Annotated in this window: 17 protein-coding genes and 5 tRNA genes; 15 read left to right on the top strand and 7 right to left on the bottom strand. The window is 35.0% G+C overall.

From position 1 onward, the window contains the following. Positions 1 to 39: 39 nt before the first annotated feature. The 3 genes from J3U18_RS01625 to J3U18_RS01615 all read right to left on the bottom strand — a co-directional run bounded on the left by J3U18_RS01625 (position 40) and on the right by J3U18_RS01615 (position 6,793). Positions 40 to 3,138 carry a beta-galactosidase gene (locus J3U18_RS01625; protein ID WP_416380368.1) on the bottom strand — a complete coding sequence of 1,033 codons (3,099 nt, stop codon included), beginning with the start codon at positions 3,136 to 3,138 and terminating at the stop codon, positions 40 to 42. A gap of 202 nt (positions 3,139 to 3,340) precedes the next feature. Next, positions 3,341 to 4,345, bottom strand: coding sequence for a substrate-binding domain-containing protein (locus J3U18_RS01620; RefSeq protein ID WP_267330124.1), 1,005 nt, complete (start codon positions 4,343 to 4,345; stop codon positions 3,341 to 3,343). Positions 4,346 to 4,675: 330 nt separating this feature from the next. Further along, complete coding sequence (locus J3U18_RS01615) at positions 4,676 to 6,793, bottom strand: alpha-galactosidase (RefSeq protein ID WP_267330125.1); 2,118 nt, start codon at positions 6,791 to 6,793, stop codon at positions 4,676 to 4,678. A 226-nt stretch (positions 6,794 to 7,019) separates the two neighbouring features. On the opposite strand from J3U18_RS01615, the gene J3U18_RS01610 reads away from it, so the two are divergent. The 7 genes from J3U18_RS01610 to J3U18_RS01580 all read left to right on the top strand — a co-directional run bounded on the left by J3U18_RS01610 (position 7,020) and on the right by J3U18_RS01580 (position 9,389). Then, positions 7,020 to 7,628 (top strand): TIGR04211 family SH3 domain-containing protein, encoded by a 609-nt coding sequence (locus J3U18_RS01610; RefSeq protein WP_065562190.1) that lies wholly within the window; start codon positions 7,020 to 7,022, stop codon positions 7,626 to 7,628. Next, positions 7,629 to 8,720: a multifunctional CCA tRNA nucleotidyl transferase/2'3'-cyclic phosphodiesterase/2'nucleotidase/phosphatase gene (locus tag J3U18_RS01605; protein ID WP_324169781.1), complete on the top strand. Its 1,092-nt coding sequence runs from the start codon at positions 7,629 to 7,631 to the stop codon at positions 8,718 to 8,720. A 117-nt stretch (positions 8,721 to 8,837) separates the two neighbouring features. After that, positions 8,838 to 8,914, top strand: a tRNA-Met gene (locus tag J3U18_RS01600). A 37-nt stretch (positions 8,915 to 8,951) separates the two neighbouring features. Next, a tRNA-Leu gene (locus J3U18_RS01595) sits at positions 8,952 to 9,036 on the top strand. 25 nt (positions 9,037 to 9,061) lie between these two features. Further along, positions 9,062 to 9,136 (top strand) — tRNA-Gln (locus J3U18_RS01590). Between the two features lie 71 nt (positions 9,137 to 9,207). Further along, positions 9,208 to 9,292, top strand: a tRNA-Leu gene (locus tag J3U18_RS01585). A 22-nt stretch (positions 9,293 to 9,314) separates the two neighbouring features. Beyond that, positions 9,315 to 9,389: transfer RNA gene (locus J3U18_RS01580), tRNA-Gln, on the top strand. A gap of 115 nt (positions 9,390 to 9,504) precedes the next feature. Here the strand turns inward: J3U18_RS01580 and J3U18_RS01575 are convergent. The 3 genes from J3U18_RS01575 to J3U18_RS01565 form a co-directional block, all read right to left on the bottom strand. Then, positions 9,505 to 10,914 (bottom strand): hypothetical protein, encoded by a 1,410-nt coding sequence (locus tag J3U18_RS01575; protein ID WP_220225039.1) that lies wholly within the window; start codon positions 10,912 to 10,914, stop codon positions 9,505 to 9,507. A gap of 292 nt (positions 10,915 to 11,206) precedes the next feature. Further along, the gene (locus tag J3U18_RS01570) at positions 11,207 to 12,007 is read right to left on the bottom strand and encodes a YdgH/BhsA/McbA-like domain containing protein (protein ID WP_065734310.1); all 801 of its coding nucleotides are present in this window, start codon (positions 12,005 to 12,007) and stop codon (positions 11,207 to 11,209) included. A 318-nt stretch (positions 12,008 to 12,325) separates the two neighbouring features. Next, positions 12,326 to 12,952, bottom strand: coding sequence for an NUDIX hydrolase (locus J3U18_RS01565; protein ID WP_065562186.1), 627 nt, complete (start codon positions 12,950 to 12,952; stop codon positions 12,326 to 12,328). Positions 12,953 to 13,059: 107 nt separating this feature from the next. Here J3U18_RS01565 and J3U18_RS01560 point away from each other — a divergent pair, with 107 nt between their 5' ends. From J3U18_RS01560 to era, 8 genes are all read left to right on the top strand, one after another. Next, complete coding sequence (locus tag J3U18_RS01560) at positions 13,060 to 15,531, top strand: class I adenylate cyclase (RefSeq protein ID WP_267352744.1); 2,472 nt, start codon at positions 13,060 to 13,062, stop codon at positions 15,529 to 15,531. Between the two features lie 200 nt (positions 15,532 to 15,731). Then, a complete protein-coding gene (rpoE, locus tag J3U18_RS01555) occupies positions 15,732 to 16,304 on the top strand; it encodes an RNA polymerase sigma factor RpoE (protein ID WP_065562184.1) in 573 nt (190 codons plus the stop codon). Positions 16,305 to 16,351: 47 nt separating this feature from the next. Next, positions 16,352 to 16,909, top strand: coding sequence for an RseA family anti-sigma factor (locus J3U18_RS01550; RefSeq protein WP_065562183.1), 558 nt, complete (start codon positions 16,352 to 16,354; stop codon positions 16,907 to 16,909). Between the two features lie 99 nt (positions 16,910 to 17,008). Continuing rightward, entirely contained in the window at positions 17,009 to 17,905 is an 897-nt protein-coding gene (locus J3U18_RS01545; RefSeq protein ID WP_220225034.1) for a MucB/RseB C-terminal domain-containing protein, read from the top strand. A 139-nt stretch (positions 17,906 to 18,044) separates the two neighbouring features. Then, a complete protein-coding gene (gene lepA / locus J3U18_RS01540; RefSeq protein WP_065562181.1) occupies positions 18,045 to 19,841 on the top strand; it encodes a translation elongation factor 4 in 1,797 nt (598 codons plus the stop codon). Positions 19,842 to 19,861: 20 nt separating this feature from the next. Next, the gene (lepB, locus tag J3U18_RS01535) at positions 19,862 to 20,860 is read left to right on the top strand and encodes a signal peptidase I (RefSeq protein ID WP_220225033.1); all 999 of its coding nucleotides are present in this window, start codon (positions 19,862 to 19,864) and stop codon (positions 20,858 to 20,860) included. A 2-nt stretch (positions 20,861 to 20,862) separates the two neighbouring features. Beyond that, positions 20,863 to 21,540 (top strand): ribonuclease III, encoded by a 678-nt coding sequence (rnc, locus tag J3U18_RS01530; RefSeq protein WP_370632544.1) that lies wholly within the window; start codon positions 20,863 to 20,865, stop codon positions 21,538 to 21,540. Further along, the gene (era, locus tag J3U18_RS01525; RefSeq protein ID WP_065562179.1) at positions 21,537 to 22,442 is read left to right on the top strand and encodes a GTPase Era; all 906 of its coding nucleotides are present in this window, start codon (positions 21,537 to 21,539) and stop codon (positions 22,440 to 22,442) included. Before rnc ends, era begins: the two co-directional genes overlap by 4 nt. 80 nt (positions 22,443 to 22,522) lie before the next feature. On the opposite strand, the gene J3U18_RS01520 is transcribed toward era, so the two are convergent. Continuing rightward, a complete protein-coding gene (locus J3U18_RS01520; protein ID WP_065562459.1) occupies positions 22,523 to 23,215 on the bottom strand; it encodes an L-ribulose-5-phosphate 4-epimerase in 693 nt (230 codons plus the stop codon). Between the last annotated feature and the right edge of the window lie 49 nt (positions 23,216 to 23,264).

The raw sequence follows: 23,264 nt of genomic DNA, 5'->3' as shown, positions 1-23,264 counted from the left end.
AATAGGTGTGCCTTTAATTTTCTGAAGAAATTATGTAAATCAGCATTTAAATTTTAGTTGATATCGATAATGTTTATCGGTTAGTAAATATTCACTGTGAACATTTGGTGTCCAAGAATCATCACCGCCTATTCCCATATGATAAGCATCAATACTGACATAGGCGTCTTGTTGTGGTTCTAATAGGTGTCTATGGCTTTTTTCCATCAACTGTTTGGTTCCATATTGATTGATGTTAAATTTAAATTGATGACCAGTAATCGTCATCTCATTAAGTGTTAATTGTTTTACATCACAGCGTAGGCCGTTTTCACATGGATAAATGTAAGGTGTGTAAAGTTCAGAAAATGGTAATGACCAATCACCAAAAATCGCTGAAGTTTTTCGATCTGGATAATTTTCATGTGGTCCTAAGCCAAGCCATTTCACCTGTTTTGGTATCCCTTTTAATTGATACATCAAACCTATACGAGCTGGTGCTGGCATGTCATTGGCAATGTCCACTTCAACTGAGATAGTTAAGATACCATCTAGATCAAACTGATGTACCCACTTACTTTGAATAACTTTGCGTTTTTTCACCGAGTAGCTGTGCAAAACTTCAATGATCACATAATTCTCAGTTTGTGATGCTCTTATTGCTAAACATTTGTGGCTTAAATCAAAGTAACCCGCCGCCTTCCACTGTTCGACCCATGCATATGGATTGTTATTACTGTCAAAGTCACCACTAATTCCAATATCATTATCGATTGGTGCTCGTATAAACTGATCTGCAATGGCGCTGGCTAATAGTGGTTTTTTGTTTTTGTTCCATTGACTGAGTTGGCCAGTTTTTTTGTTGATTTGCCAACTCTGGTTCTTCCAATTAACAACAAATTCGGTTTTATTTTCAGTTAATTTTAACGATGTTTTATTGTTACTAAATGCTAATTGTGGAATAAAACTATTGGTTAATTTAAATTGTTCCCAAGCTACAACGTGTTTTGCTGGAGACCAAGTAGTAGCTCTATTTTGGATGACTTTGAGTGATAAGTGTAAGTCTTCACCATCAAAGTTATTATCAATGTCATCTATAAGTTTGAGTTCAATAGGGTTATTAGGTGAAATAGTCAGTTTAACTTTACCATTTAGCTGTATTTTACCATCAACCAACAACTCCCATTCTAATGTTTCATTGTTAGTAGTATAGAATAAATACTCGCTCTTTACTTCAATAACCAATGGTTTTTGGTTTACAAGCTTAAATTGGAAAGGTTGTTGTACCTTTTTAGCTTCAATTAAACTTGGATGTGCTTGGCGATCAGGAAACACTAAACCATCTAAACAAAATTGTCTGTCATGATACGCTTCACCAAAATCACCACCGTAAGCCCAATAACTTTCGCCAGATTTGGTATGGCAACGAATACCATGATCAGCCCATTCCCAAATAAATCCTCCTTGTAATCGAGGATATTGTCTAAAGGCTTGCCAATATTTATAGAATGTACCTAGACTGTTTCCCATTGCATGAGCATATTCACATAAAATAAGTGGCCGTTCTTCATCTGGCATGGATATCCATTTTTTTATCGCCCATTTAGGCACATTAGGATGAGATTGATCTTGTTCAACTCGGGCATACATAGGGCAAATAATGTCAGTAGCTTTAGTATTGGCACCACCACCTTCATATTGCACTGGACGAGTTGGGTCATTGCTTTTTATCCATGAATATAGTGCATCATGATTTGCCCCGTGCCCTGATTCATTTCCTAATGACCAAATAATTATGGCAGGATGATTTCGGTCACGTTGAACCATGCGAGTTACTCGTTCACTATAAGCTGCTAACCAACGAGGATCGTCAGATAATCGAGACATTGGAAACATGCCGTGCGATTCAATATTGGCTTCATCTACTACGTATAGTCCAAATTCATCACAAAGTTCATACCAACGAGGATCGTTAGGGTAATGGCTGCAACGTACAGCGTTGAAGTTGTGCTGTTTAATTAACTTGATATCGTGCAACATGGCTTGTTCGGTAACAGCATAGCCCATATCAGGATAAAATTCGTGACGGTTAGTTCCTTTAATAAGAAGTGGTTTACCGTTTAAACAGAGTTGCCCATGTTTGATTTCAACAGTTCGGAAACCAATATTATAAGCCTCTGATTCAATCAAGCCGGTTTTCTTATGATTTAAGCTAACAACTAGTCGGTAAAGATTTGGGGTTTCGGCACTCCACAATTGTGGTTTATTGACGGGGATATGGCATGTCATTCGGTCATTATATCCACCTTTTTCATCAACAAAAGATACTCCGATTGGTTGCGTTTGTTCAAGAATGAGTTTGTCTTTTTGCCATAACTCAATACCGACATTTAGCATGTCCATCTCACTGTCATGCTTTATGTTAACTTGCAATGTTAATATTGCATTTTGATAGCAAGCGTCAAGCTCCGTTTTAACATGAATATCACTCAAATGTGATTTTGGTTTGTTAAGTAGTGAAACTCCACGGAAAATACCACTTAATCGCCACATATCTTGATCTTCTAAATAACTACCATCACACCATTTCAATACTAATACAGCAATTCGATTTTCACCTTCTTTTAAAAAAGGCGTTAAATCAAATTCAGCAGCGATGCGACTGTCTTGTGAATAGCCAACCCAATTGCCGTTACACCAAAGATGAAATGCTGAGCTGACACCATCAAATATAATTCTTGTGTCCCCTTTATTTAACCATTTTTTATCAATTTTAAAATAGCGAGAATAGCAACCAGTTGGGTTATCTTCAGGAACAAATGGGGGATTATAAGGAAATGGATATCGGATATTAGTATAAACAGGCGCATCATAGCCATGTAATTGCCAATTTGATGGAACTGGAATAGTATTTTTATCTATTTCTTTTTTTAACCATGATACAGGTACTTGTTTAGGATTTTGGTAATAACTAAAAAACCAGTCACCATTAAGTGAAATAATGGCACTTGAATCAGCATTATTTTTAGCACTTTGCTTGTTTCGCCAACTATGAAATTTTGGATGGGTATCAAGTTTGTTCATGCTTAATACAGATAGATTATTCCAATCTTGTCTGTTGATAATATCATCTAGGGACGGATTCATAAGCCTCTCCATTTGTTCAAGTATATCTGATAATGTCTAAAATCTTTTTTGACTTTTTAATTATAATGATTCAATTATTGAAAACAGTGATCAAGTTAACATTTGTGTAATCGAATACATTTTTATTTGATTGACTTTGTTTTTATAATTTTAATTTTTTATGTATACGATTACATCGGTAGGTATACTTTGATTAATTTATATTTTGTATCAATTATTCAATTGGATAGACTGAATACCGTTTAGAGAGGGTGGGCGTATATATATTAATTAAATTTGCTGAAGGTGCTTCGCCTTTTGCCAAGCATAATGCCAGTTCCGCAGCTTGTTCAGCCATTGTATGAAGTGGGTAACGGATGGTGGTTAATTTTGGATGTAAATAGCGCGCAAGTAGCAAATCATCAAATCCAATAATGGAAATTTCTGCTGGAATTTTTATGTCGTTATCATATAACACTGACATTGCACCAGCGGCCATTGAGTCGTTATAACAGGCAATTGCGGTAATTTCTCGATTACGTTCCAATAGTGACATCATTGCTTGTTCTCCTCCTTCTTCATTAGGTGAGGAGAAGGCAATAAAGTTTTCATTAACATCAATATTGTGTTCAATTAATGCATCTTTATAGCCTTGTAACCGATCGGACGAGTCAGAAATTTCATGGTTAGAGCATAAATATCCAATTTTAGTATGTCCATGCTGGATTAAATGTTTTACGGCTAGATATGAACCATAACGGTCATCTAGAGCAATACAACGCTTTTCAAAACCTTTCAATAGCCGATTGATTAATACCATCCCTGGCACTTGCTCCATTAATTTTATCAATCTGCTATCGGGTAACATTTTTGCATGAACGACTAGTGATGAGCAGCGATGCTCTATTAAGTGAGTTATTGCATTATATTCTTGTTGTTCATTATGGTAACCATTACCAATTAGCAAAAAATGTCCTGTTTTGGATGCAACTTTTTCTACCGTGCTAACCATAGCGCCAAAAAATGGATCGGATACGTCAGCCACAACAATTCCAATAGTATTAGAGTTTTGTTGTGATAATGCACGAGCATTAGCATCAGGATAATAACTTAATTTTTCCATGGCTTTTTTTACGGTTTCGCGTGTGGTATCACTAACGTTTTCGGCGTTGTTAATCACTCGCGAGACTGTCGCAACAGAAACTTTAGCTAAATGTGCAACATCTTTTATTGTCGCCATAAAAAAAACCTTTTAAATTATTACCGTAACTTTTTTAAAGTTTATTATTAGTTTTGTGTTGGTATCAAGTTAAGTAGAACTGTTAATAACTAAGCCAAAAATGATTCATAATGAAGTTATGAAATATTACAGAATACGTTCTTACTTATCTTAAATAGTTGATACAGATATCTGCTCACTTTTATGACTTAATGTATGATAATAAAGCAAAATTTTGGCTTTGCCAACAAAGCATTGATGCCTGAATCGTTTCAGTTGTAATTTATTAATAAGGGGAATGATTAATTGACTAAATTCCCCTCAAATTAGTTAAATTTTAACCAGTTCGTACTATTTTGCCGTAACTTTTATTAACATTGCGGTAGCAGGATCGAGTACAGGTAATGGTAAGCCGATATTCATTAACCAATCTCCTGACAGTGTGGTATCGGTTGTCATCCATTTTGGAAATGATTTCATGGCGTGACCATTTACTTTCGGATCAATGTGATCAGGTAGATCTAGAATTTCGATTTTGTATTGCTTATCAGCTAATAATCCAACTAAGCGTAAGTTACCACTTAATGCATAAGTCGGTAATGCCAATTGCGCTATAATAAATGCTGCTTCTTTTTTATCCTGACTGACCACACCATAGCTTTGCATAGCTGCGCTATCATCAACATCTAAACGAACACTATTACCACTATGCAATAATGGGCGTAGCTGTTTGTGTAAACGGATATAATGTGTAAAACCTTTTTGTTCTTCTGCCGATTCTTTCACGGGATCGAGCTCAACACCCATATGTCCAAATAATGCTGTTAAACCTCGTAAATTCATATCTAATTCACGATAGGTGGTGTGACAAGTTTTGCCGCCGATATGAGCACCCATTACCTCAGGTGGGAAGAAGTAGCTCATACCTCGTTGTATGATTTGTCTATCTAATGCATCATTCGAATCTGAGGCCCAAAAACGTTGAGTACGTTTTAACACTTCAAAATCTATACGACCACCACCAGAAGAACATGATTCAATTTCAACATTAGGATATTTTTCTTGCAGAATATCCATTAAACGATAAACCGCATTAGTTTGTCCAACTACAGCTGGGTGACCTTCGTGGCCTGCCTGAACAATTTCTCTATTCATATCCCATTTAATATAGTCAATATCATAACTACCGAGTAGCCAATTTAATCTTTCGAGTAGATAATCAAATACCGCTGGATTTTGTAAATCAAGTAAGTATTGATGACGGCCTTCAGGTTGATTGTAGCCAGGTAATTCAAGTAACCAATCAGGATGTGCTCGATAAAGATCAGAGTTTTTACTGATCATTTCTGGCTCAACCCAGATACCAAATTCCATTCCTTGTTTTTTTACATGTTTGATAACTGGTTCAAGTCCTTTTGGATATTTGCGTTTATCTAAATACCAATCGCCTAATGCTTGATAATCATCATCACGTTTGCCAAACCAACCATCATCAATGATAAAACGTTCAACACCCAGTTGTGCTGCTTTTGTCGCCATTTTCATGATGTAATCTGGGTTGTGATCGAAGAAGATTCCTTCCCAAGTATTAAGATGGACAGGACGAGGTTTATCGCTTGCGAAATGAATAATATTTTGGCGTAAAAATTGATGGAAATGCTGGCTCATCTTATTTAAGCCTTCATTACTATAGGTTGCATAAAGCCAAGGAGTACTTAAAGTTTCACCTTTAGCTAATGATATTTCTCCAGCAAGATAAAGCGCTTCGGCTTGGATGAAGCGCTTACCATTACTTTTCACTGCAACTTGGATGCGATGATTACCACTCCAACCTAAATGGATACCCCAAACTTCACCAGTTTGTTCTTTAAATCCATCGGTACCAACTACCATACCCGGAAAGTATTCGTGTGAAGTACGACCACGGCGGTTTTCTTGCAGGTATCCACAATGTTCGATTTTTGTTCTGTGAGGAAAGAACTCTTTAATCCAACGACCACTAAATGCCATTAATTCTTGTGCACGTTCAGGAATTGGTAATGTTACAGATAAACGGTTGACTTGATATGGTTCTTTACCTAGATTAGTCAGACTATTTTGACATTGTAATACACCGGTTTCGTCTAAAATCAGCTTACTAGTCAAACGAAGTTTTGCAATACTATCTTCACTAATTATAGTTATATCATTTTTTTTCTTGGTTACTTTTTTGGTAACAAAAACTGGTGACCAATCTTTACCATTTCGATGACCTTCTAGTCCTGGAGTGCTAAAGTTTCCTACTCCTTCCTCAGGACAAAGGGTGAACGGGACATCGATATCAATACGTGAATTGGGTACGGCAGGTATAAGCATATCGATATCATCAAGATTTACGTTTTGTAATCGTTTACCAAAATAGCAGAGTTCAGCATAAGGTTGGGTGCGTAAGATAATATCAATATCGCGGGTTCTAAGATGGCAATTCATATTCTCTCCAAAGGTTAATCACTTTTCGGATATAGAATAATAATAATTTTCATTAATTAATATGATTAATTTTTAATTTTGTGATTAAGATCTCAATTAATGTAATCGTTTTCATTTTATTTTTCTAAAATGGCTAATTAAGCAATTTTTATTGTAAATGGTTGTGCGAAAAGGCAGTATTTTGTGTTATTATGATTTTTAATCATGGGTGAAATTTTAAAATATTATGAAAAATATTATTACTTTATTTTCTTTAATTACGCTGGTTTTTAGTGTTGAAGCAGCAGATAAATATGTGACTGAAAATGTTGATATTTATCTTCGCCGCGGTCCAGGTTCTCAATATGCCTATACGAATGCAGTTAAAGCAGGGGAAAAAGTTGCAGAACTAGAGAAAAGCGCTGACGGTAAATACACCCGGATACAACTTCCTAACGGTAGCTCGGCTTGGATTGAATCAAATAAACTAAAAGATCAACCTAGCCTTAAAGTACTTGTCCCAACGTTAGAGTCAAAACTTGCGGAATATAAAGATAAGGTTGATAACGCAGAGCAGTATAGACAAAATGCTATCAATGATTATTCCGAAAAATTAAAACAAGCCGAACAAACAATTGAAAGCCTACAAGCTAGAAATAAAGAATTAGAACAAATCAATAAATCACAAGACACTAAACTTGAATCAATGCTAAATCAAGTTGATGACAAGCGACGAGACCTTATTGTTACTTGGTTTACTTATGGTGGCTTAGTAGCTGGTGGTGGATTCCTATTAGGTTTAATTTTGCCAGCTATTATGCCGGGGCGCCGCAAAAAAGATCGCTGGATGCGCTAAATGAGCAAATTCTATCTTGTTGGCGGTTCTGTTCGAGATAGATTATTACATCTTCCTCTTGTTGATCGAGATTGGGTTGTAGTTGGTTCTACACCCGATGAGCTTTTAGCTCTAGGTTATCAACAAGTTGGTAAAGACTTCCCTGTCTTTTTACATCCCATAACTAAAGAAGAATATGCCTTAGCTCGAACCGAGCGAAAATCGGGTAAAGGCTATACTGGATTTATTTGTGACTTTAGTAAGGATATTACCTTAGAGCAAGATCTTATCCGCCGAGACCTGACTATTAATGCTATTGCCATGGATGAAGATGGTAATCTTATCGATCCTTATCATGGTATTGATGATATCAAACTTAAATTATTGCGTCATGTTTCCCCTGCGTTTAGAGAAGATCCTTTACGAGTGTTACGAGTTGCTCGATTTGCTGCTCGTTATTATCATTTAGGTTTTAGAATTGCATCTGAAACTCAAAAGTTAATGGAAGAGATGGTTTTAGCTGGTGAAATAAATACTCTAACTCCAGAGCGTGTTTGGAAAGAGACCGAGAAGGCATTAGCAAGTTCCGATCCACAAGTTTATTTTCAAGTGTTAAAACAATGTGGTGCTTTGGCGATATTATTTCCATCATTAACTCTTTCTTATACTGTTGCAGATGCATTAAAGAAATCAACTTTATTAACCGATGATTTAACGGTTCGTTTTGCAGTATTATTTGGTGAATTAACAACTGAAGCAGAAAAACTTTGTTCACAAATTAAAGCACCAAATCAATATACAAAATTAGCGATAATGGTGCAGCAATACCGTCTTAAAGTTGAAAACGTGACACAATTAACAGCTGAACAAATTATTGATTTATTCAATCGAATAGATGTTTGGCGTAATCCTCATCATCTTAATCAATTAATTATTGCTAGCCAATCTTATGCTAAAACAGAATCATTTCCACAAGCAAAGTACCTAGAAAGGGCATATAAATTAGCTCATGGCGTCAATGTTCAAAATATTATTGCTGAAGGTTATAAAGGAAAGTTGATTCAAGATGAGTTACAAAAAAGGCGAATTGAAGCGTTATTAAACGGTATTTGATTGCATCTTAATCAATTGTCACTTTTTTTCAAAATATCTAAAAAAAAGGGTTGACGATTTGCCGTAACACAAGCATAATGCGCCTCGCAGTGTTGGTTATGACGTTGCGAATGAAATGGCTACGTAGCTCAGTTGGTTAGAGCACATCACTCATAATGATGGGGTCACAGGTTCGAATCCCGTCGTAGCCACCATTAAGATTAAGTTATACTTTAACCGAAAGTATATTATGCGGGTGTGGCGAAATTGGTAGACGCACCAGATTTAGGTTCTGGCGCCGCGAGGCGTGGGGGTTCAAGTCCCTTCACCCGCACCATTTAATCTTAATATCTATCCTTTATTGGGGTATAGCCAAGCGGTAAGGCAGCGGGTTTTGATCCCGCCACGCCCAGGTTCGAATCCTGGTACCCCAGCCATTCCAATCTGCAAATTTTGATATCTATTAGCTAATCTGTTTTGCTTTTTACATTCTTAGTTATTCCTTTTCACGGGTATGGCGGAATTGGTAGACGCGCTAGATTCAGATTCTAGTTCCGAAAGGTGTGCGAGTTCAAATCTCACTACCCGTACCAGATATCTTTTCTCCTTTATAATTGGGGTATAGCCAAGCGGTAAGGCAGCGGGTTTTGATCCCGCCATGCCCAGGTTCGAATCCTGGTACCCCAGCCATTAAGACCTAACTTAATACTTTAGTTTGCTGTCGAGAAATGAATTAATGTGCAGTCAAACTTAAAAGTAATAATCATCGCACTTTAATCTACAAGCGCAATGATTAGAACAATTATTATTTAAGTACACAGACGAAATTTAATTCATTATTTTTGGGTTGCCACTCAATCGCTCCTATAGTTGTACCAACAGTATATTGGTTGGTAGCATCTCGTTCATCAGATGTCCAATATAGATGACCTTTAGGAAAATGGTTACCTGGGTAGGTGTGGTGATAAAGTTTTCCTTCGTTTGTTACATTACCCCATTCTCCTAGAAGGCTATTACCAATCCTACGATAATAGTGATTAGTTGTAATAGCCAAACAGTTATCAGAATTATTATCTGACTTACATGGACCATTGGTTATAAGGTTTTGGTCGCTATTGGTCAAATCCTCAATAGTAGGAACAACATATTTACCATTGCAAACACTTGCGCTTTGGTTGTAATGGTAAACATCTTGGCTTGGCGATGTGAACCATTTCTTAATCGTAAACGTGTATATATCTTCGCCATCAGATTTTATGGTAAAGGTAGGATTTACATCCGTTGCTTCACCTGTCAATTTTACTTGAAGCCCTGTATTAATTAGATGACTATCTATATCGCCAACAGTAATTTGGTTTATTTCTATATTCACGCCTTTTGAACTATTTGATGATGTTATCGTCGATAAATCAAATGGTGCTCCAGCTATAAACATAAGGAATCGGGCTTGATCAAATCCCGTTGTTGGAAACCCACCAGAACTTACTTTATTGACGAAACCAGAATCAATAACGTGTTGATTAGCATCCCCCCAAGTTAAATAGACCCAATCACCAGTATAATCCCGATTTTCGAAGAGGAATGAATGCACAATTGATGGACGATTGGCACAAACAGTTGGTTTGATTGCATTGTAAATCAAAAAATCTTTTTTAGCTCCTGGATAAACTTTATAATTTGGAACACCATATTGCGTTACTAAAGCAATAGAGCCTGAAATTCTAATATAAGGACTCCAACCTAATCTTGCCAACTCACAAAAAGTTCTGTTTCTATCTGATTCAAGTAATAAATAGGATTTATTATCATAGCGATAGAACCAATCTATTTTAAATCCCCCATCAGGTGGGGTTATTTGAGTTATACTATCTCCATCATCATCAGCAACTAATTGACTGTCAACTGGATTAGACATGGAAAAAGGTATCATTGTACCGTCAAGACCATAATTAGATTTTAACGATGTCATTAATTGATTAGGTGTGGTGGCATTGGGATCAACTTGAGGGAAATTGATATTTTTTAGTTGACGATTTAGGTCATTGATTCCCGTAAAAACCTGAGATTGGAATTTTATCCCAAAATATTGGAAGTTTTGTTGATCATACTCTCGGGAACCATTAACACCAACCGCATCAGGATCGATAAAATATGGGCGATTGCCATTAATAGATTGTGCTGTGACTGCTACCAGTGCAAAAGCTAAATTACTCATTAAAAATATCGAACTTGTTAATAAAACAATAAACCTTATTGAAAATTGAGAAAACTTTTTAAATTTAAATCCTTTCAATAACATCATGTTACCTTACCTTTTAATTCTTAAATTTAATAGAAAGATACAATCATTACGTTTCAATTAAGTTGATACTTATTTCAATGTTAAAAATGTGGGAAAATTAATTTATTGATAAAAATATTTTTTTATTACTGACATGCAAAAATTGAATAAAAACTATCCATGCGGAAAAAAGAGTTTTTACGCATGGACAGCCTTGAAAAAATGATTATCTATATAAATTTACATAAACAGTTTGCGCTGTTTCAGCACGGTTATTAGATATTTCTTTTACATAGTAGAAGTGTGCATCGTTAGCGATAGCATATTTTTGTGCTGCTGCGCTAACTTCGCTGGTATTATTAAATGTTCCATGGAAAACGATTGTTTTATATGGCTTCATGATTTTGAATGCTTCGCTCGTAATTTCATAAGCATCTTGGCCTGCGATTGCTTTAGAAATGATAAAGTCACGAACTGGCGCCTCTTTTTTGTATAATGCAACATCAACATCTTGTTCACGATTTTTTACATCATCAGCAATAATTGAGTAAACATAAAACGCATAGGCATCTTTTTCAGAAGCGATTTTACTCGCTGCATCTAAAATTTCAGAAGTGTTATTATAATCGCCTTTAAATTTTACGACTGCAAATGGTAAATAATAAAGGGCTTTTGAACGAGGATAAAGCACAACACCGTTGTGAGTAACTTCTTCTTTGCTTACCGCAATAGGTGCATTTGATTTATAAACATCGGCATAAACAATTGCACGATCAGTTGATGTGCCTGTAGAAGGTTGTTCAATACCAGTTATATGATAATATTTAGCACCAACTTCGTCTGCAGCTTTTGATATATCATCTGCTGCATTTTGTGCTTGTAAGTAGCTACCGGTTACAGAGATTTCTTTGAAGGGAATTAAGTTATTACTTTCTTCTGCTGTTAATGGTAAAGCCGCATAAATATTGGCAATAGGTAGAGATAATAGTAAAGCTAATGCAATAGATGATTTATTATAACGTTTCATAATAATGTCCTTTGTATTTATGTTATAAAAATAAAAAAACAATCTGTAACGCTTATTCTATGAGGGTATTGCATGAGAGTATGAAAACGAAAAACGCTCTCGGGATCTATCTTTTACTAATTCTTTCAAACAGCTAGATAAAACAATGTGGAAATTGTGGAAAAGAAAAATAACCGTTAAGTAGTATATATCAATTAGAATATTTGTGTAGGTGTCACTTTAAATTTTTGTAAAGAATATATTTTTAAGCATTTTATGCTAAAGAAATATTACGATATTAAAAAATATTATTATTTGTAATAAATCATCATATTACAGCTAAGCATTTATATTTATGGTGCTTATGAAACAATTAATTATCTGTGCAGTTAATCCCCAAATGACATAATCACCATACTGATAAAAGTGTACATCATGTTGCGATTTCTTTTGCCAATTTGCTGTGCGATTTGGAACTAATTCAAAAGGGAAATTATCATCAGGTTTAAAGCCAACAAACATAGTTGCTTTTTTGGGAGAATGCTCAATAAACCATTCTAATGGAACCGTAAAAACCGACTCAACTTCATCATGATTAATTTGTAAATTATCCAATTTATCTACATGCTCAATTTTTGCAACAAAAGGATAAATTATCATGCCTAATGAGGCATAAAATTTAGGTAATTGTCCTAATAGGGTAATTTGATCAAGCGTAATACCCAACTCCTCGAAAGTTTCACGTTTGGCGGTATATTCAGGGCTGATATCCGATAACTCAACTCGTCCTCCTGGGAAACAAATATCGCCTGGTTGCCATTTAAGTTTTTTTGAACGTACCTGAAAAAGCAGGTGCAATTGGTTTTCAATAGTGATAATAGGGATTAACACGGCAGCTTTATTCATGAATTGAAATTGGTTTTTGGTATTTTTCAAAGATTGTGATATTTTTTCTAGGGTGATCATAATATTTATTTCATTTATTTGTAAATTTACATTCTTTTTACGCTATAATAGAAAATTATTGGAGAAATTGTTCGTCAATAGTACATCTGTTTCACCTGAATAATGCTATGCAATACGATATAAATAATATAAAAAAAGAACTTGATGATCTTGCAATACTAAAACACGAACGTGCTCAAAGTGGTATGTCTCTGGAATTTCAGCGTGTCTTTTCATTATTGCCAGTTCTTTTTCATTTTAACCATCCCAATCTGCCTGGTTATGCGGGCGAAGAGACTCCATTAGGTATTGCGTATTATCAACCATCCAATGAAATTGTTGAACAGTTAAAAAATGAGTTCAATTTCAGTGAGGTAAATAAAAAAAATCACGCCAATATTTCAGCATTATATTCAATGGGTAGCACATGTTCCATCGGGCAATCTACCTCATCAGATCTTGATATATGGATCTGTATCGAAAATAGTTTATCTGATGTTAAAAAGCAAGCATTAATAAAGAAGTGCAGATTAATAGAAACTTGGGCTAAAGATCTCGGCATTAAACTTACTTTATTTGTTGTTGATGTCGATCGGTTTATTAACCAACATCATGAATGTCTAATGGGTGAAAACTGTGGATCTGCACAGCACATATTACTACTCGAAGAATTTTACCGTTCAGCCAACCTTTTAGCAGGTAAACGTCTGTTATGGTTTGCGATTCCTTCTGATTTTACAGTCAATGACGTCACTTATCCAACCTATGAAAAATGTGTCCAGGCATTAGTTGTATCGAATATCATCAAACGCGAAGAATGGATTGATTTTGGACCTTTGACGGGTTTATCTGCTGAAGAGTACTTTGGTGCGAGTTTATGGCAACTGTATAAAAGTATCGATTCACCATTCAAAGCAGTATTAAAAACATTATTACTTGAAGCTTATTCTTCGATCTATCCCAAAAATAGGCCTATCGCGTTTGATATGCGTGAATTAATTCAAAAAGGAGAAATCCATTCCCATCACTATCTTGATTCATACTCGATGTTATTGGATAGGATCTCAAACTATTTAACAAAGATTAGAGATTTTCAACGACTGGAATTAGTTAGACATTGCTTTTATTTAAAAGTGAATGAAAAATTGTCACAAAAAGCTAATTCATCGTCATGGCGACGTGACATATTAAATGAATTTGTGCAAAATTGGGGGTGGCAACAATCATTATTGGAAAAATTAGATGCTAGTAAAACTTGGAAAATAGAGCAAGTTCGTGAAATACACGAAATATTACTACATACTATGATGACGGGTTATCGAAATTTGCTCAATTTTGGCCGTCGTAACAATTTAGATTCATTGATTAGCCCACAAGATCTAGCAATACTGACTCGCAAATTATATGCCTCTTTTGAAGTTCTTCCTGGTAAAATCTCTACATTGAAATTAAATATTTCTGATAATTTACAGGAAGATGTTTTAACTTTTATCCATGTTAAAGAAGACCGGATTAACCGAGCTGGTTGGTATGTTTATAACCAAAAACCTAAACTCAATTCGATTGTTGGACATCAATATCTAGAATATAGTAAATACTTAGTCAAATTAGTTGGTTGGTGTTACTTTAATGGTTTGATTTCAGGTTCAACTCAATTTTACTATTATGATGGTGATGACCGTGATAACAAAAAAATCACCAAACTGATTAAAGATCTGAAAAATTACTTTCCAATTGATGTTCCAACAGCAACAGAAGAACAATTATATGGTCCGTGTGAAATACGCCATTTAGCAATCATATTGAATTTAGAAAACGATCCAACGGTTAATTTAAAGTTAGAAGATGAAATCAGCACTAATGTTCTAAACTATGGTAAGCAAGAATTAAGTTTGGTTAGCTCAATTGATTTACTTTATCGTAACTCATGGAATGAAATTCGGGTCTTGCATTTTAGTGGTACTTTGTGTGTGCTAGAAGCTATAAAAGCTTTACTCAATCGTATGCACAAAGATGCTGATTTACCCAATTCGGTCGAAATCTTTTGTTATAGTAACCAGCTAAGTAATGAAATTAAAAATCAAATGAAAAGGCTGATGTACAATTGTGTTGATTTGAGATTATCGACAACTAAAAATAATTCAACACAAGTTAAGCCATTGAGAATTGATGGGGCGTCTTGGTATCTATTCTTCGAACGGTTTGGCGTGTCATTCCATCAATTTGAAAGTGCTATTGATTTTTATGGTGCAGTATCAAACAACAAAGTTCAAGGTAGACCGCTAAATATTTTAGATGAAAGTAATGAATTACCTAAAGAGATAGATAGCGTCGCTTATGAAGGTATTATTCAATTCTTTTTTGAAGATACCGCAAATGGATTTGATTTATACATTTTAAACGAGCATAATCAGATCGAAATTTACCGTAATTGTAACGGTACCAAAGAGAACATGGTCAAGGATATTAATGATTTTTATGTATTATCTGATGACCGCTTTACGTTTACCACCAGTAGCTCTGTTAATTTTAATTTACCGCAATTTTACCAAATTACATACAACGATGCTGGTGAACGCGAAATCTTCTTACTAAATTAGTTTTGTTCAAAAAGTATATTAAAAAAGTTGAGGAACATACTTTTTTAGTATGCAACATGATAAAAAATAAAAGAATTAGCAATGAAAATGAAATTTCTATTAAAATAATGGGAACTTTTTTTAAATTTACGAATCTAACTGTTAGAGTGCACAATTTTGGGCCACACTAATAGTGATAATATAATGAGGGATGGCCTTTAATGGGGGAGCAAATAACAGACCAAGTTTTAGTAGATCGCGTTTTAAACGGAGATAAAAATGCGTTTAATTTACTTGTGGTACGTTATCAAAATAAGCTAGCTCATTTGGTATCACGTTATGTTTTACCTTCTGAAATACCTGATGTTGTGCAAGAAACTTTTATTAAAGCTTATCGTTCATTAAGCTCTTTTAAAGGTGAAAGTATTTTTTATACTTGGTTGTATCGAATCGCGGTTAATACTGCAAAGAATTACTTAACTTCGCAAGGCAGGCGACCACCATCTTCGGATATTGATGCAAGTGAAGCGGAAAGTTACGAAGGTGCAGACTCATTAAGAGATGTCGATAACCCTGAAAGTTTAGTTCTTTCTAAAGAAGTTGAAAGAGTAGTATTTGAAGCAATTGAAGCATTACCTGATGATTTAAGAACAGCCATCACACTACGTGAAATTGATGGATTAAGTTATGAGGAAATAGCTGAAATTATGGGTACACCAGTCGGAACTGTGAGATCACGTATTTTTAGAGCACGTGATGCTATTGATGAAAAAATAAAACCATTAATTAGTTAGTGGTTTGAACAAATTAAAATAGGTAGCAAGAAATTAAGGTATCTACTATGCAAATAGAACAGAAGCAGCAACTTTCATTATTGATGGATGGTGAGTTTACAGACGATAACTTTGTTGATGTCGTTAGCCATGATGAAAGTTTGCAATCCTGCTGGCATCGCTATCATATCGCAAGAGAAGCAATGCGAGGAGAATTGCACGGTAGTTCATTAACATTAGATATTAGCAATCAAGTTGCTATGGCGATTGCGGATGATGATTTATACCCACAATTAACAGAGCAACCTTCTCAAGATGAGATTTCAATTCCTAAAGCTGAAAATCTATTTTGGGTGCGAATTAAAGATGTTGTGGCTAAAGTTAGCCAAGTTGGACTTGCTGCTTGTGTTACATTAGCAATTATTGCTGGTGTTCAATATCATCAAGGTCAATCGGACGATGCCAGTGGTGCTCCAACGCTTAATACTGTTCCTATGGGTGTTAATGTAGCTCCTGTTGGTGGAATACAACATAATGACAAGCAATTACTTGAAAAAAGACAATACGATAAAATTAGATTGCTCGTTCAAGATTATGAATTACAAAAAAGGTTAAATGCCCGTTAAATAAAAATGAATTTTCTATTTTCTTTAATAAAAATAAAGCTAAAACAGAGTAATAATTTTATTATTACTCTGTTTTTTATATTGTTTTCTGCCTCAACCATGGCAACAGAAACAAATGAAGCGTTAAATTTATTAAATAAAATGAGTAAAGCGGTGCAAATCAATGATTATCAAATTCATTTTGTATCACAAGATAGAGAACAATTTGGCTCAACTTTTGAATATAATCACTTAGGCGCAGCTAAAAAAGAAAATATTAATGCGCAATTGCTTTATCTTGAAGGTCCAGCAAAAGAGATTATCTTGCATAACAACACCACCAGTTATTTTCAACCTGATAGCCCTTCATTTTCGATTGCTAGTTCTCGCATAACAGAGGCATTTCCTGATGTAATTTATAATGACTTTAATTCAATAGCGAATATTTATGATTTTATTTTATTAGGTAAAACTAGAACGGCAAATCGTGGTGCTCAATTAGTTAAAATAATTGCAAAAGACAAAGATCGCTATAGCTATGTTATATGGATCGATGATGAGACTTTCTTACCATTACGAATAGACTTAATTGATGATGATAATGACATTGTTAATCAATTGAAAGTTGTTGATATCGATGTTGATTTCGATGTTAAAAAATTCAAAAATTATATTGATAATCGAACTTACCCAATTTTATTATCAATCGAAAAACAGAATAATTTACTTGATGCTTGGCGCTTAGCATGGTTGCCAAAAGGATTTAAAGAAATAGCGGCGTATAATGTCAATTTTTATAGTTCTGATATTGCAACTAAATTGTTTTCTGATGGCGTATTTTCTTTTACAGTAAATGTCTCTTTAGAGCAAGCAAGTCAACCTAATCAACTTATTCAGCAGGGCGGAAGAACAATATTCTCAACTAATCTGGGTAACAAAAATATTATTATTATTGGTAATTTACCTGAAGGGACAATTGAAAGAATTGCCCAAAATATTGTTGAGAAATCGCCGTAAACCTCTCGATAACACTATGCTTACTGACCATTAATGTGTAGAATGTTTGCTTCTATTTTCGTGATTATTTGACTTGTTATTTATAGCAAATAACACTAACGATAATTAACAGTACATAACTAAAATATAACTTATTGATATGAATAAAAATATCCGCAATTTTTCAATTATTGCTCATATTGACCATGGTAAATCAACGCTTTCTGATCGTATTATCCAAATCTGTGGAGGACTTTCTGATCGTGAAATGGAAGCTCAAGTTTTAGACTCAATGGATCTGGAACGTGAACGTGGTATTACAATTAAAGCACAAAGTGTTACTTTAGATTATCATGCTAAAGATGGCCAAACATATCAGCTAAACTTCATCGATACACCAGGACATGTGGATTTTTCATATGAAGTTTCTCGTTCACTTGCTGCATGTGAAGGTGCATTACTTGTTGTTGATGCAGGGCAAGGTGTTGAAGCGCAAACTCTTGCAAACTGTTATACAGCACTTGATATGGACCTTGAGGTTGTACCAGTACTTAATAAAATCGACTTACCGGCAGCCGAACCTGAAAGAGTGGCAGAAGAGATTGAAGACATTGTTGGTATTGATGCTAGCAATGCAGTAAGATGCTCGGCTAAAACCGGAGTAGGTGTGGTTGATGTGCTTGAACAACTCGTTCATGATATCCCTGCGCCAGAAGGTGATTCGAATGCACCACTACAAGCACTAATTATTGATTCATGGTTTGATAACTATTTAGGTGTTGTATCGCTAATTCGTATCAAGAATGGTGAGTTAAATAAAGGTGATAAAATCAAAGTTATGAGTACAGGAATGACTTATAATGTTGATCGCCTAGGGATCTTTACTCCAAAACAAATAGATAAAGACTGCTTGCATTGTGGTGAAGTAGGTTGGGTTGTTTGTGCTATCAAAGATATATTAGGAGCACCTGTAGGGGACACGTTAACTTTAGCAAAATCTCCAGCAGACAAGCCACTACCAGGATTTAAAAAAGTTAAACCTCAAGTATATGCAGGATTATTTCCAACCAGTTCTGATGATTACGAAGCATTTCGTGATGCATTAGGAAAACTAAGCCTTAACGATGCCTCGCTTTTTTATGAACCTGAAAATTCTGGTGCGTTAGGATTTGGTTTCCGTTGTGGTTTCCTTGGCTTATTGCATATGGAAATCATTCAAGAACGATTAGAAAGAGAGTATAATCTTGATTTAATTACTACTGCACCAACAGTAGTTTATGAGGTTTTGACTACTCAAAATGAAATTATCTATGTTGATAGCCCTGCAAAATTACCTGCAGTGAATAACATTCAAGAACTTCGTGAACCTATAGCTGAATGTAACATATTAGTTCCACAAACGTATTTAGGTAATGTAATTACTCTATGTGTTGAAAAGCGCGGTGTACAAACCAATATGGTTTATCATGGTAATCAAGTTGCATTAACTTACGAAATTCCAATGACTGAAGTTGTTTTAGATTTCTTTGACAAACTGAAATCAACTTCACGTGGTTATGCCTCTTTAGATTACAGCTTCAAACGTTTCCAAGTCGCTGACATGGTTAGGCTTGATGTATTAATTAATGGTGAGCGTGTTGATGCATTAGCACTCATTACCCATAAAGACAATGCACCATACCGTGGGCGTGAACTAGTCGAAAAGATGAAAGATCTTATTCCGCGTCAGCAATTTGATATCGCGATTCAAGCTGCAATTGGCAACCACGTCATAGCTCGTTCAACAGTTAAACAACTTCGTAAAAATGTTTTAGCTAAATGCTATGGTGGTGATGTAAGTCGTAAGAAAAAACTTTTACAAAAACAAAAAGAAGGTAAAAAGCGCATGAAACAAGTAGGTAATGTAGAATTACCGCAAGAAGCGTTTTTAGCTATTCTACATGTTGGTAAAGATTAATCAGTTAAAGAGGATAAAAAATGGCTAACTTATTCGCCATCATATTAACAATAGCAACATTCATTACTGCGATCTTTTGGTTTTTAGAGAAGTACCGATGGAAACCTGCTAGACAACGTAAAGTTGAAGAGATTCGTAAGCAAGCTAATGGTGAAATTGATGGTAAAATTTTGGCAGAAGTTGGAAAACCTAAAGGCTGGATTGAAAATTTAGCTTCGTTTTTCCCTGTTCTTTTTGTGGTTTTTGTTATTCGATCATTTATATATGAACCATTTCAAATTCCTTCAGGGTCAATGATGCAAACACTATTAGTTGGTGATTTTATTGCTGTACAAAAATTTTCATATGGATTACGCGATCCGATCACCAATACTGTCTTAATTTCAACTGGCCACCCAAAACGCGGTGAAATTGCGGTTTTCAAACACCCCGATGGATCAAATAGAGATATTATTAAACGCGTTGTAGGTTTACCTGGCGATAAAATTGTCTATTTGTCTAATGAAAAGAAAATTCTCATTTATCCAGCTTGTCAATCAACCGATAATAATTGTGTTGGTCAGCGTTCTGAACCATTAGATTTACATTATACTCAACCCCAAGCAAGTAATTGGAAAGAAGTGGACGAAATGGGGAAAAACCCAGACTTCTATACAATAGAACAATATAAAGATAAGGGTATTGTTGATTCTAACTCTAGAATTACATTAGATATGAAAATTCAACAAGAAACCTTAGGTGAAATTACTCACGATGTTCTAACAACGCCTGGAAAAATGGAAGATACAAGTTATTTTTATCATCAAAATGGTCAACCGATCGGAACATGGGTTGTTCCACAAGATAACTATTTTATGATGGGTGATAACCGTGATAACAGCGGTGACAGTCGATATTTTGGCTTTGTTCCGGAAAAAAACTTTGTTGGTCGAGCTACAACTATTTGGATCAGTTTTGAAAAACAACCTGATCAATGGCCAACAGGAATTCGTTTTAGCCGTATAGGTGGAATCCACTAACTGTGATGAAAAATTTGAATCAACTACAACAAGCTATTGGATATCAGTTTAAAAACACATCTTTACTTCAGTTAGCACTAACTCATCGTAGTGCTAATAAAATGCATAATGAACGCCTTGAATTTTTAGGTGATTCGATATTAAGTTTTGTCATTGCTGATGAACTTTATCATCGATTTCTCAAGCAAGATGAGGGTGATCTTAGTCAAATGCGAGCAAGTTTAGTATGTGGACAGACACTTGCTGAAATGGGAAAAGAATTCAAATTAGGGGATTACCTAATTTTAGGTCAAGGTGAATTAAAAAGTGGTGGTTTTCGCCGTGAATCCATTATCTCTGATGCAGTAGAGGCTATCATTGGCGCTATTTATCTAGATAGTGAAATTGAAAACATTCGCCGCATAATTTTATCTTGGTATCAAAAACGCTTAGATGAAATTCAACCTGGTATTAAGCAAAAAGATGCTAAGACACGTTTACAAGAATATTTGCAAGGTATACGACATGAAAGACCATGTTATTTAATTCTTGAAGTTACTGGCGACAATCATGAGCAAGAGTTCTTAATTCAATGTAAAATTGAAAACGATGATCACCAATACTTAGGGCGAGGTTTAAGCCGTCGCAAGGCTGAACAAGCCGCAGCTCAAGAAGCATTAAACCAATTAGGAATAAAATGACAGAATCAAAACAACATTGTGGATTTGTTGCCATAGTTGGAAGACCAAATGTCGGCAAATCAACACTATTAAACCAACTACTTGGTCAAAAAGTATCAATCACTTCACGTAAAGCGCAAACAACGCGTCACCGTATTGTCGGAATTGATACCCAAGGCGATGATCAAATTATCTATATTGATACACCCGGTTTACATATTGAAGAAAAAAGAGCGATTAATCGCTTAATGAATCGTGCCGCTAGCAGTTCAATTGGTGATGTTGAATTAGTTATTTTTGTCGTGGAAGGAACCCACTGGACTGAAGATGACGAAATGGTTGCAGGCAAACTCAAAGATTGCAAGGCACCTATACTGTTAGTTATCAACAAAATTGATAATGTAACAGATAAAACCCAACTGTTACCACATATCCAAGAAATTAGTCAAAAAATTAACTTTTTAGATGTTGTGCCAATTAGTGCAGAAAAAGGTGAAGGGATTGACATCATCAAAGATATTGTCAAAAAACATTTACCCGTTGGTGAACACCATTTTCCTGAAGATTATATCACTGACCGATCACAACGATTTATGGCTTCAGAAATCATCCGAGAAAAACTAATGCGTTTTTTAGGTGATGAATTACCTTACTCGGTTACGGTTGAAATTGAACAATTTAAAGTTGATGAACGTACTGGCATGTACCGCATTAATGGCTTAATTCTAGTTGAACGCGATGGACAAAAGAAAATGGTCATTGGCAACAAAGGTGAAAAAATCAAAAAAATCGGTATTGAAGCCCGTAAAGATATGCAACTTTTCTTTGATAACAAAGTTCATTTAGAATTATGGGTTAAAGTCAAAGCTGGTTGGGCTGATGATGAGCGAGCATTACGTAGTTTAGGTTATAGTGACGATTAATCTAACTCTCTAAAAAATCAGGCAAAAGTTTGCCTGATTTTTTTATCTACTTGCAGTAGATTGATATTATCCAAAAATATCTAACCCTGCCCATAATAAGCATTTTGTCCATGCTTACGGAAATAGTGTTTATCCAATAATTCTTGTTGGATTTTTATGCCGACATTTAGATTGCGTGTAGCTAATGCCATAGCAGCGACTTCTTCTAAGACAACAGCATTATGAACAGCATCATCTGCATTTTTTCCCCAACTAAAAGGACCATGTCCGGATACCAATACACTAGGTATTGCCAATACATCAATGGATCGTTTAGTAAACTCTTCAATAATCACTTTACCTGTATTAAGTTCATAATTGTTAATTATTTCAGTTGGTGTTAACTGGCGAGTGCAAGGAATATCTCCATAAAAATAATCTGCATGAGTTGTACCTAAAGCTGGAATATCTAACCCTGCTTGAGACCAAATTGTTGCGTTTCTTGAATGAGTATGAATAACTCCCCCAATTTGTTCAAAAGCCTTATAAAGCTCAATATGCGTTTGTGTGTCGCTTGAAGGATTAAGTTTACCTTCGACTTTTTTACCATCAAGATCGACAATAACAATATCATTCACTTGCAACTTATCATAAGCGACTCCTGACGGTTTGATAGCAATAACACCGTTACTTCTGTCAATTGCAGATACATTCCCCCAAGTAAATGTCACAAGCTGATAATAAGGTAATAATAAATTTGCTGCTAAAACATGTTCTTTTAATTCAGTAAACATATTAACATCCTGTTTGATAATAAATAAAACATCAGGAATAAACATAAAA

The organism is Gilliamella sp. B3482, from assembly GCF_026536805.1.
Lineage (GTDB): Bacteria > Pseudomonadota > Gammaproteobacteria > Enterobacterales > Orbaceae > Gilliamella > Gilliamella apicola_E.
This window is presented reverse-complemented; position numbering and strand designations above follow the sequence as displayed.

Coding starts and splice junctions, on each gene's coding strand:
- lepA (WP_065562181.1), top strand. CDS start 18,045: ATGAATAAAAATATCCGCAATTTTTCAATTATTGCTCATATTGACCAT.
- J3U18_RS01560 (WP_267352744.1), top strand. CDS start 13,060: ATGCAATACGATATAAATAATATAAAAAAAGAACTTGATGATCTTGCA.
- J3U18_RS01615 (WP_267330125.1), bottom strand. CDS start 6,793: ATGAATTGCCATCTTAGAACCCGCGATATTGATATTATCTTACGCACC.
- lepB (WP_220225033.1), top strand. CDS start 19,862: ATGGCTAACTTATTCGCCATCATATTAACAATAGCAACATTCATTACT.
- J3U18_RS01605 (WP_324169781.1), top strand. CDS start 7,629: ATGAGCAAATTCTATCTTGTTGGCGGTTCTGTTCGAGATAGATTATTA.
- J3U18_RS01520 (WP_065562459.1), bottom strand. CDS start 23,215: ATGTTTACTGAATTAAAAGAACATGTTTTAGCAGCAAATTTATTATTA.
- J3U18_RS01550 (WP_065562183.1), top strand. CDS start 16,352: ATGCAAATAGAACAGAAGCAGCAACTTTCATTATTGATGGATGGTGAG.
- rpoE (WP_065562184.1), top strand. CDS start 15,732: ATGGGGGAGCAAATAACAGACCAAGTTTTAGTAGATCGCGTTTTAAAC.
- J3U18_RS01545 (WP_220225034.1), top strand. CDS start 17,009: ATGGCAACAGAAACAAATGAAGCGTTAAATTTATTAAATAAAATGAGT.
- J3U18_RS01620 (WP_267330124.1), bottom strand. CDS start 4,345: ATGGCGACAATAAAAGATGTTGCACATTTAGCTAAAGTTTCTGTTGCG.
- J3U18_RS01610 (WP_065562190.1), top strand. CDS start 7,020: ATGAAAAATATTATTACTTTATTTTCTTTAATTACGCTGGTTTTTAGT.
- era (WP_065562179.1), top strand. CDS start 21,537: ATGACAGAATCAAAACAACATTGTGGATTTGTTGCCATAGTTGGAAGA.
- J3U18_RS01565 (WP_065562186.1), bottom strand. CDS start 12,952: ATGATCACCCTAGAAAAAATATCACAATCTTTGAAAAATACCAAAAAC.
- J3U18_RS01570 (WP_065734310.1), bottom strand. CDS start 12,007: ATGAAACGTTATAATAAATCATCTATTGCATTAGCTTTACTATTATCT.
- J3U18_RS01625 (WP_416380368.1), bottom strand. CDS start 3,138: ATGGAGAGGCTTATGAATCCGTCCCTAGATGATATTATCAACAGACAA.
- J3U18_RS01575 (WP_220225039.1), bottom strand. CDS start 10,914: ATGAGTAATTTAGCTTTTGCACTGGTAGCAGTCACAGCACAATCTATT.